Here is a 10,342-nt window from a genome sequence, read left to right as displayed (position 1 = left end):
ATTCCTTGGTATAATTATACCAAAGAATACGAAAGAAGTCAACGAAACTATTAGATAAAACCTTGTTATAGAGCGGTTTTTGTATATTCATTGGTATAATTTTTCGGGAATGCAGGTAATAAAGGAAGCCATGGTATTGATGAAATGCCCGTACAAAACCTACGACAGCATCTCATTGATAACTGGGATTCCATGAAAATGGAACTCCTTAAGGGGGGGAGTACCAGAAAAACACGGATTTACAACGTTAAGCAATAATTATGGTTAAGGCATCGACCAATTCAATCATGCTTTGTACTAAACTCTCTAGACATGGGATTCCTTTAGCTTACTAAAATCGACCTTCTTGTGGTATCTCAAGAAGATCGATTTTGTCGTTTAATGAATCAATCTGATGTGAAAACTGCTCACTTCGCCTTTTCTTTACAAATTCAAATTCAAGTACACATCGTCTAAATCATCTTGCGTTATTCCGATATACCGCAAGGTGATGCTGGGTGCCGAATGATTAAATAATTTTTGAATGATTTCAATGTTAGCACCAGCTTGATAAGCGTGATACCCAAACGTCTTACGGAGTGTATGCGTTCCAATCTTATCTGTAATGCCTCCTTCTCTTGCGGCATCATTTATAATTTTACACGCTTGTTGGCGTAACAAAGGGGATTTTCCTTTGTTTTTTTTCTTAGATAGAAATAATGGTTCGTCACGTTCATAATTCCTGAAGTCTAAATACTCGAGGATGGCTTTTTTTGACACATCACTAATGGGAAAATCTTTCGCTTAATTTGTTTTTTTTTCACGAATGGAAATACGATCCTTCACTTTTCCTCGTTCATCGATGACATCGTCAATTTTTAATGGCAACAAATCACTGATACGAAGTCCCGAATTAATGCCTTGCAAAACGGGTACCTGTGTAAAAAACTATTCCAATTATTCACTACAATTGTATAGATAATTTAATGAAATTCTGTAAAAAAGGGATTTCATTAAATTAATTGCTCATAAATTATCATTTTTGTGAATCATCATAAATTCTGGGGTGCCACCCACAGTAATTTATTAGGTATATTTAGTTAAAAAAGTATTGATTTTATTAATTTAATTGCTATTTATCCACAGATTTGATTAGAAATGTCATCTAAATTCAACGTGGGTGGCACCTTTTGTTGAAGCCCCTTAGGTTTTTCTTAACTATCAGGACATTCAAAAGCGGATAAAATTGTGTTTCCAGTCGCTTGAGTCGCATATAATTTGCCTTGACCTGTCTTCAAAATGATTTTTTCGCTAGAAAGGTTCGGTCTTGGTGTATAGGACAATGCTCTATTACAAGTATTTTTAACTGGATTTATCGAATATCGCGTTAATTAATTGTGCAGAAACAGGAATAACACTAGGCCGTGTACGGAACTACCTTCAGAAATCCCATTGTGGTTGGCCCGCCTTTTACATATGAAGTTGGAATTTCTTGAACGCCACAAGTCCTTGGTTTAAAAGCCTTACTGTAGTCGATTTAACGATATATTTTAATGCTATTTTATAAAACCTCTTAGAAAATGATAGAAGAGACTGGGATCTTTACATAAAATAAACGCCCGAAGAAATTTCGACGGCTGCTAGATTTTCTATGTGGTTTTGAGTGGAAACCTGACCTTCGCCAATAAAAGGTGCCACCCATGGTCGATTTTGTGATCAGATTAGGGAATAAATAGAAAATAAATGATAAAATCAGTACTTTTTTAACCAAATATTTCCACTAAATAACTGTGGGTGGCACCACTAAATTTATGAAAACTCATAAAAATGAGATATTATGAGGAATCAATTTAATGAAATCCATTTCCTGCAGCTTCAAGTGAAATTATTCTGTAATTTTAGTGAATAAACTGATTAGTTTTTTACACAGGTACTTGACACTTAGTTTTTCAGCCATGCGGTCTATCCTTCGGCATACCTTTTCCATAAGAATGGCTTCAACCTTCGTTCAACCGAATCTGCCTGTGCTTCACACTCCATGACCAGTCAATCAAGACGCATGCAGGAGTATTGACGGGATGGTTTCAAGAAACATGGTTCTATCATTCCCATCCTTAGTTGTAAAGTTAAGATTAATCATAGATAATCTTCTGTTTTTCACGTTTAGAACGCTGTTAGTTTAAAAAACAAATACTGCAATTGCTATAAGAAACATAATTATCATCAGGAGAAAAGGCACAAATGCATGTCTTATTTCTTCTTCACCTTCTCCTTTTTCAAACTTTCTCCTAAAATCTTTCCAAGCAGAATAAACGCTAATTACAATCATTAAAAATATAAGTATCCTCCAAAAGTCCAAATTAGATCTCCCCCCAAAACCCCCAAATTTTTACGATGCCCTTCTTTAACTAACTTGCTCGTTAGTTAGTAAAGTTTCCTTTCATTTTAACATAAATATCCAATAAATATTCTTAAAATTAAATCCTCTATTAGCATCGAAATTAACATACAAATTCCACACTGACAATAACTCTATCAACCTGTTATAAGGGGCGCTAATTATGGCGCTGATTTACCCTCAATCCGGTTTAAAACATTTACAAATCAACAAAAAATGGCAGTCCAATTCAGATGCGAATTGGACTGCTAAATGGTGTGATAATTTAATTTTTGTACTCGAAGACAGAACCCGCTACCCTGCAGCAACCCTTTTCTTTAACTCTGACCTGCATTTGCGTACAAAGAATAGTTTAAAGTGTATATATATTTAACTACTTATTATTCAACTGCATTTTTGGCAGCCGTTGTTCCATTAAGAAAAGTGCACCGGTTAGGCCAATTAGAGAGAATACAACAGGTATTATGAAACCATAGTTATATCCCACGCTTATATCTACCAAATGAAAATGATCCAATACTTTCCCAAACATACTTGGCAACAGCACGGCACTCAAAAATCCCCCCGTATTTGCAAAACCAGAAACCACACCAACCTCATTTTGCTTAAAGGATTTACGTACAATGACAAATGTTAAAGCACTAGCACCACTTCCATAACCAATCAAAAAGAAAAGAACAACGACTACAGAGTATGGTGGATTCCCACTAATTAATAGATAAATTGCCATAATGGCCTCTTCTGAGAATACTTCGTGTGGTGTACGGTAACTTTAAACTGATACCGTATATAATTCCCAGTCTCTTCTTCTGCCAATCCACTCATTTGAAAACGCATCTGGATTCGCTGATCTATGACCGCCAACTGCTTTGCCTTCAAGGCATTTCGAAGACCGGGCTGCCCCGCGATAATCAAGGCAAGCGGAGACATAGAATCCTTTTTGAAATTGAGTAAAAACCTTAATATTTGTAACATCGTTTTGGAGAAATGATGACTTCACCTAGAACGATCACCGGAATCTTCTTTTCATTTTCGTAGAAATCAAGGGAATTAACGCTTTGAATCTATCGGTTTGGCGTGAGGGCCGAATCTTAGATATACAGATACCGGTGGTGAACCGAGTCACTTCTTAGCGATAGTGTGCTGACTGCCGTTGATTTCCCTGCACCTGCTTCACCTGTCAATAGACAGAACTGTCGATGCTTTACGGCATAATCCAATCTTGCGGATACCTCCGTCTGATTAGAAGAGACAAATAGATCACTTGCGTGAATCTCACGCGTGAAAGGGACGTTTCTCATCTCGAAAAAGGTAAGCATCATTCATCTTCGTGTTCCGTCTCAGTTTTGCATAGCTCATCGTGCCAACGTTCTTTCGTTTTTCCTCTTTCCGTCTCTCTTTTAGTAGTTCAAAATAATGTAAAAAATAATGGTAATTTAAATATATTAATATAATTCTTCCTCAAACTCTGTTTCAGGGGTGTTACGCTGTCTATTTAAACCTAAAAAGAAAAAAAGACCAAACCACTATTATGATTTGATCTTCAAGTTCTTATTTTTTTACGCGAATGACAATTTTCCCACGTGCATGATGTGTTTCACTTAGGTCATGTGCATCTTTTAGAGATTGTTCACTAAAGTCAAATGTTTTACCGATAACAGGCCTCACTTTACCCTCTACATAAAGGTCAGCTAATTTCTGTAGCTGTTCGCCATTCGGCTCTAACCAAACGAATCCAGCTTCAGCGTTAAAACTTGCTGCCTCTTCTTCAGAAGGTGGTTGGACGATAGAAACAAGCTTTCCTTTCTCTTTTAGCACTTTATAGCTTTTCGATTGAATGTCTCCACCGATAGAGTCTAACACAAGATCGAATCCATTTAACACCTCGCTGAAATCGTTTTCTTTATAATTAATGACTTCATCTGCACCAAGCGATGTTAAAAATTCAACATTATTCTCACTAGCGGTTGTCACAACATAAGCACCAAAGCTTTTTGCGATTTGGATGGCAAATATTCCAACCCCTCCTGCTCCAGCATGAATTAACACTTTGTCCCCTTTTTGAAGATTTCCAAAATCAACAAGACATTGCCATGCGGTTAATCCAGCTAGAGGAAATGCTGCTGCTTCTTCAAAGCTCATTTCTTCAGGTATTCTGGCAAGTAGGTGAGAATCTACAGATAGATATTCTGCATACGTTCCTCGATTGGTCGTTGCTGGACGAGTAAATACTCGGTCCCCTACCTTGAAATCTGTTACATTGCTCCCAGCTTCCACAACGACGCCTGCTGCGTCCCATCCTAAAATGATGGGGAATTCAAATGGAAGCATTTCTTTTAAATAACCAGCTCGAACTTTCCAGTCGATTGGATTAATAGAAGTTGCATGCACTTCCACTAAAACTTGGTTCTCCGAGATGCTTGGTCTTTCAATAGTTTTCTCTACTAGAACGTTTTTATCTCCATACTCTTCAATAACAATTGCTTTCATTTCTTGTTTCCTCCTCGTTATTCACAAACACCGTCTGGTCCGCACGCCATTCCTTTACCCAATAAATCAATTTGAGGCTTTACTTCAAATTCCTTTAAAGAAGCTTGTGGTAATAGGGTTTTTTGGAAGTCAAATTCCTCTAATCCCCTGCCATTCTTCACTTTGTTAGCCCAGTCTTGATTTGCAAGTGCAGCTTTTCCTACCGTTACAATATCAGCTTTCTCTTCATTAAGTAGTGCTTCGGCTACAGCTGGATCACCTAAAGAACCATTTGCAATGACAACTGTATTCGTATATTTTTTCACAAGTTCGATAAGAGATGGACCAGTCTCCCCAAACGCAGATGCAGCCGCATTAGGCTCAGCAATATGGATATAGTCAACGCCTGCATCAACTAATTTGTTAAAAATGACTTCAGCGTCAGACTCTTCACCTTTCCATTTATGATCAGAATCATTTACCTTAGCCTGTGAAAGACGAATTCCTACTGGGTAATCGGGACCAACAGCTTCACGAACAGCTTCGACTACCTCAATTGGTAGGCGAAGACGATTTTCAAGAGATCCACCATATTGGTCCTGACGTTGATTTGTATAGTCCGTTAAAAATTGATCCAGAACATATCCGTTTGCTCCATGTACTTCGATGCCATCAAAGCCTGCTTCCTTGGCATTTTTAGCAGCAACTACAAATCCTTTTATGACATCTGTAATGTCAGCTTCCGTCATTTCCTTCGGTAGAGCAAACTCTCCACTCCCACCATAGAAACCAAGTTGTTCACCAAGTGGTTTAACAGCAGAAGGCCCAGCGGTTTCAGAAGTGAAGCGATTTCCTTGTGACAATGCACCTGCATGCATAAGTTGTACGAAGATTTTAGCACCTTGTTGTTTAACAGACTTCGTGACTTTTTTCCATGCATTAATTTGTTCTTCATTGCTAATTCCTGGTTGATTGAAATAGCCTTGGCTATATTGACCATCAGTATAAGTACCCTCTGTTAGGATGAGACTAAAACCTCCATTTGCAAAATTCGTATAATATTGAACCATTTTTTCTGTTGCTAATCCTTCCGGTGTCGCACTTGTACGTGTCATAGGAGCTAAACCGATACGATTTGCTATTTGAATATCTTTTATATTCGTTGATGAAAATAATGCCGAAAAATTTTCTTTAGTCATGACTTTTGATTACCTCCATATATTTGTCTCTGTAGGTTGTATTTCTTTACCTAAAGTTATTCTTAACTTTTCAAATAAAGTTGTACCAACAGGTAGGTACAACAAAGTTTAATATAAAAAGAAGAACGGAGTCAACGTAAATGCTTGGTTTCATCCATTTTTCTTTTTTGCGTAGATTACACAATGTTCAATATCTACTTTTATATTCGATATTCAAATTGAATCATTTCGATTATATCCCGAAACACTTCTACGTCCTGTTTATTTTTCATTAATAAAAGTCCACCCTCAATGGTGGCAATCATCGCACGCGCTTTTTTTAATGTGTTGAGTTTAGAGTCGAACTCACCATTTCGTTTCATCTCATCAAGAGTCTGTTGAATTTTTTCCTCCCACTGTTCAAAAAAAAGTGCCAACTTTTCTCTAAATATTGGATCATGCTCACTTAATTCAATGGCTAGATTACCAATGGGACATCCACGCTTCCCTTCATGCTCTAATTGTAATATTAGAATTTTATCGAGCATTTTCTTTAGTTTCACTTTCGGAGGGAGAGGTTGATCAAGGATGTTGTCAAACAAACCTTCTACCATTTCAGAAATCATATGATCAATGACCCCTTCTCCTAAATCCCGCTTCGACTTAAAATAATGATAGAACTGCCCCTTCCCAATCCCTGTTTCAGCTAAAATTTCACCAAGCTTGGTATTCTCGTATCCTTTAGAATGAAATAGGCTGGAGACTGTGCAAATAATGTCATTTTTTTTTGAAGTCATTTGACTAACGCCTCCTCTCCTAAATCGTACTCTTATAGTCAATAGATCTTAGTTTCTAGTTTACATTCTTTTCTTTTTCATCGCATCCCTTTTAACTCAAAATCTATTAGAGAGCCTCCGTCAAAATTTCGTAACCCTTGTAAATACCAACCCAAACAAGAAATACAAGGTTTTTTGATCTCGTATTCTTTACTGAGAACGAGCCTTTTTACTTCTGCGAGAAGCCATTGGACCAAAATTAGGTCAAATAAGCCGTGTTCCCTACATTATAACCCTAATTAATTACAGGTAATTCATGGATAATGAAAACTTGTCCATTTTGATGAAAAAGAAAAGTCATGACGAAAACCTTTAGTATAATGGAGGTACAAGCAACCATTAAAGGAGTTTTGTCATGACTGCTAATAGTATACCAAATAATTATTCAAATGTAATCTATCTTCAGGATTCTTTTCATTTCCCAGAATCGCCTTACTCCAATCACATTCTTCAGTTGCCTTTTGCTAAGGTGGCTCTCCGTTTTCCATGGGAAGTACTTTACTTTTCTCATAAGCTACAATATCTGCAGGCACGCCTTGAACAGCACAGAAAGAATCCAGCGGAAAATGAACAAGCGATACAAGAGCAGACTTTGTTTGAGTTGCCTAATTCTGTACCTGTTTTGCGGAAACAAGATCCGAAAGGACGAAAAGGTATGGGATTCTATCCTTTACTAAAAGGTTTTTTATTGTCATATAGAAGTGATGGTAATCAGTACGGTGCATGCCCTTGTCGAGGTTAATCCAACAAATACGTGACGCTTCTTTGGCATGCCCTTTTTGGAAATATTTCGAAAACAAAGATCCACTTCTTCAAAAAGCTCAATTTTCAGTGAATTTTTGGAAAATGCTTCGATTTCACCCTAGAAACTCCGAGGGTCTATAATAGTATGAACCCCGTACCAAAGGTAAAAAGTCAATAGTGATTTATTCTTTGTTATTAAAAAATCCTGACCGTTAGTTGAAGAACGACTGTCCCACAAACGCTTGTTTTCGGAACTTCTAATACTTAACTGAATTATATCTAAAATTAGACAAACATTTGACACCAAAACTCATTCCCAATAATAAATTTCCAACATTTAATTTTTCACCCTATTTAAACTTGCTTAACTAACAAAATCCAAAATATTGGCTGTACCCCTTATAAAAAAAATCGAGCTTTACTTTGTGTACTTATGATCCATTTATAGCAGAAAACAGATTCTATCCTGCACAACAAGATAATTTTGATACATCTTTATCAAACGTAAGAGCAGCTAATTTTAAACCTTCTGCCATTGTTAAATATGGTGCAAGACTTTCTTTTAAATCTTGTACGGTTAACCCGAATTTAACGACTAATGTCGCCGCATAAATTACATCTCCTGCATTTTCAGATACAATATGAACTCCTAACACCTTCAGCGTTTTTGCATCCGCAACAAGCTTAAAGACACCTGTTGTGTCACGATTGACAATCGCTCTTGGAACAGCACTTAAAGGTAATACAGATGTTTTCACTTCGTAGCCTTTTTCTTTTGCTTGTTCTTCTGTTAAACCAACGGTGGCAATCGAAGGATTTGTAAATGTAACCCCAGGAACAACGGATAAATCTAATTTTTTATTTAATCCACCAATAGCATTATCAGCTACAATTCCACCTTCATACGCTGCTACGTATACAAATTGAGGTCCTAGTGTTACATCACCTGCTGCATAAATCTTTTCATTACTAGTCCTAGCAAAGTCATTTATCACTATTTCTTTACGAGAACCAACTTCAACCCCTGCTACACTTAAGTTTAATTTATCCGTATTTGGTTTTCTTCCTGTTGCAATAAGTAATTGCTCTGATTCAATGACTTTTTTCTTACCATCTACTGTAACATGGACCTTTTTTATCTCTCCAACTTCTTCTACATACTCATAAGTTGCCTCTTTTACAAGGTTTATGCCTTGTTCAACTAGAGCTTGTTCAACTGCTTCTGAAATCTCTGGGTCATATTCTTTTAATAGACGATCACTTCTTTGTATAAGCGTTACTTCTGAACCTAGATTATGAAACAGTTGTCCAAGCTCCAATCCGATATATCCTGAACCAATAACCGTTAACCGTTTTGGCACTTTTTTTAATTCAAGTAACGTTGTACTTGTCAGATACTCCACATCTTCAAGTCCAGAAATAAGAGGTAAAGAAGGAGATGCACCCGTTGCGATTAGAAAGCGTTTTGCAGACAATTTATTTCCGCTTACCTCAACGGTATTTTCATCAACAAATTTCGCTTCACCTTCAATTAATTCAAAGCCATATTCATCGATTAAATCAATATACTTTTTATTACGAAGCTCACTGACTAATTCATCTTTCTGATTTACTAAAGAAGCTAAATCCACTTCTCCAGCAGATGTTTGTAACCCTGTAAATGGATTTGATTTTGCTAAATGATTGATTTCCCCTGCTCTAAGAAGTGTTTTTGATGGAACACAACCAATATTCACGCAGGTTCCCCCAACCGTTCCACGCTCAATCATCCCAACTTTTGCACCGTATTCGATTGCCTTAATCGCAGCCGAAAAAGCAGCTCCACCAGAACCAATGATAAGTAAATCATAATCGCCTTCATTACCTAACACTACATTTTCTTGTGATGACAATTCTTTTATTTCTCCAGGTTGATATTTTGCTTCATCAATCGCCTTTTTTGCATTTTCAACCCCAATCTTATCGGGTAACTCAAATACTGCTTCACCACGACGAAAACTAGCTTCAATGTTTTTGGCCCCAATATTTTCAAGTGCTACTTCTATGTGTTCTTCACACCCCCTACAAGTCATTCCTTGAATTTTCACTTTAAATTTATTCATCTTTACCATCCTCCTGTTTTATCTTAAACTTTCCTATTTCCTTATTTCTATCCTAAATCAGTAATCACTTTTTCAATTTCATTTAAACTAATTTTTGATGTATCAAATGTAAGTTTAGTTTCCTCTGAACCCTCAAACTCTACATATTGAACACCATCCAAATTTGAAACGGCGGAGCTCACCGTAAAATCACATGATACTCAAATGAATCCAACTATCTTAACGAAACAGATTCTAAATTTTCCGAATGAACTGCACTTGTTGTGAAACTATCCTCGATTACTTCTTGACCACATCTAGACAGAATTAAAAAACCACTCCCAAATACTATGGATAGATATTTTAGTTATTTCATCATGCTCTATATCCCCTGACTAAATAATGTGTAGATAAGCATTGCCCCAAAAACGACAGTGAAAATTAATAACAATATTTCCATTTAATTGGAAGGTTTTTATTGTTTCCGTAAAAGTAAATGAGCGATAGAAAGCATTAAAAAAGTGATTACGATAATCGAAATTATATATGGGTAAACGTAACAGCAAGTGTTCCAGCTAAACCATTTAGACCAAGTGGTATTAAAATTGCTAAACCAATTCAACATAGGCTAGCTAAAAACAATCGCAACAACTCTTT

Annotated in this window: 10 protein-coding genes and 2 pseudogenes; 1 reads left to right on the top strand and 11 read right to left on the bottom strand. The window is 36.6% G+C overall.

The genetic code is table 11. From position 1 onward, the window contains the following. Positions 1–423: 423 nt before the first annotated feature. From B371_RS22710 to B371_RS0104625, 8 genes and pseudogenes are all read right to left on the bottom strand, one after another. A complete protein-coding gene (locus B371_RS22710) occupies positions 424–759 on the bottom strand; it encodes a tyrosine-type recombinase/integrase (protein WP_202801058.1) in 336 nt (111 codons plus the stop codon). Between the two features lie 24 nt (positions 760–783). Beyond that, entirely contained in the window at positions 784–906 is a 123-nt protein-coding gene (locus B371_RS24275; RefSeq protein ID WP_255348660.1) for a hypothetical protein, read from the bottom strand. A gap of 1,252 nt (positions 907–2,158) precedes the next feature. Then, positions 2,159–2,338: a hypothetical protein gene (locus tag B371_RS0104655; RefSeq protein WP_019413142.1), complete on the bottom strand. Its 180-nt coding sequence runs from the start codon at positions 2,336–2,338 to the stop codon at positions 2,159–2,161. Positions 2,339–2,750: 412 nt separating this feature from the next. Then, a pseudogene (locus tag B371_RS0104645) lies at positions 2,751–3,101 on the bottom strand (MFS transporter); the annotation flags it as partial. 48 nt (positions 3,102–3,149) lie between these two features. Next, positions 3,150–3,377 (bottom strand): hypothetical protein, encoded by a 228-nt coding sequence (locus tag B371_RS0104640; RefSeq protein ID WP_157185145.1) that lies wholly within the window; start codon positions 3,375–3,377, stop codon positions 3,150–3,152. Between the two features lie 551 nt (positions 3,378–3,928). After that, complete coding sequence (locus B371_RS0104635) at positions 3,929–4,867, bottom strand: NADP-dependent oxidoreductase (RefSeq protein ID WP_019413139.1); 939 nt, start codon at positions 4,865–4,867, stop codon at positions 3,929–3,931. Positions 4,868–4,884: 17 nt separating this feature from the next. Beyond that, the gene (locus B371_RS0104630) at positions 4,885–6,045 is read right to left on the bottom strand and encodes a tRNA-dihydrouridine synthase (RefSeq protein ID WP_019413138.1); all 1,161 of its coding nucleotides are present in this window, start codon (positions 6,043–6,045) and stop codon (positions 4,885–4,887) included. A gap of 200 nt (positions 6,046–6,245) precedes the next feature. Then, positions 6,246–6,821: a TetR/AcrR family transcriptional regulator gene (locus B371_RS0104625; protein WP_019413137.1), complete on the bottom strand. Its 576-nt coding sequence runs from the start codon at positions 6,819–6,821 to the stop codon at positions 6,246–6,248. 394 nt (positions 6,822–7,215) lie between these two features. On the opposite strand from B371_RS0104625, the gene B371_RS0104620 reads away from it, so the two are divergent. After that, entirely contained in the window at positions 7,216–7,602 is a 387-nt protein-coding gene (locus tag B371_RS0104620; RefSeq protein WP_019413136.1) for a hypothetical protein, read from the top strand. 463 nt (positions 7,603–8,065) lie between these two features. Here the strand turns inward: B371_RS0104620 and merA are convergent, their stop codons facing one another. From merA to B371_RS24270, 3 genes and pseudogenes are all read right to left on the bottom strand, one after another. Further along, entirely contained in the window at positions 8,066–9,706 is a 1,641-nt protein-coding gene (gene merA / locus B371_RS0104615) for a mercury(II) reductase (RefSeq protein ID WP_019413135.1), read from the bottom strand. Between the two features lie 47 nt (positions 9,707–9,753). Continuing rightward, a complete protein-coding gene (locus tag B371_RS23375; protein ID WP_019412487.1) occupies positions 9,754–9,888 on the bottom strand; it encodes a hypothetical protein in 135 nt (44 codons plus the stop codon). A gap of 179 nt (positions 9,889–10,067) precedes the next feature. Next, positions 10,068–10,336 (bottom strand): annotated as a pseudogene (locus tag B371_RS24270) (putative mercuric transport protein). Positions 10,337–10,342 lie beyond the last annotated feature (6 nt).

It is taken from the genome of Paenisporosarcina sp. TG20, assembly GCF_000286315.1.
GTDB lineage: Bacteria > Bacillota > Bacilli > Bacillales_A > Planococcaceae > Paenisporosarcina.
This window is presented reverse-complemented; position numbering and strand designations above follow the sequence as displayed.

Excerpts from the sequence above, each read along its gene's own strand:
- B371_RS0104625 (WP_019413137.1), bottom strand. The coding sequence starts at position 6,821 with ATGACTTCAAAAAAAAATGACATTATTTGCACAGTCTCCAGCCTATTT.
- B371_RS0104630 (WP_019413138.1), bottom strand. The coding sequence starts at position 6,045 with ATGACTAAAGAAAATTTTTCGGCATTATTTTCATCAACGAATATAAAA.
- B371_RS0104620 (WP_019413136.1), top strand. The coding sequence starts at position 7,216 with ATGACTGCTAATAGTATACCAAATAATTATTCAAATGTAATCTATCTT.
- merA (WP_019413135.1), bottom strand. The coding sequence starts at position 9,706 with ATGAATAAATTTAAAGTGAAAATTCAAGGAATGACTTGTAGGGGGTGT.
- B371_RS0104635 (WP_019413139.1), bottom strand. The coding sequence starts at position 4,867 with ATGAAAGCAATTGTTATTGAAGAGTATGGAGATAAAAACGTTCTAGTA.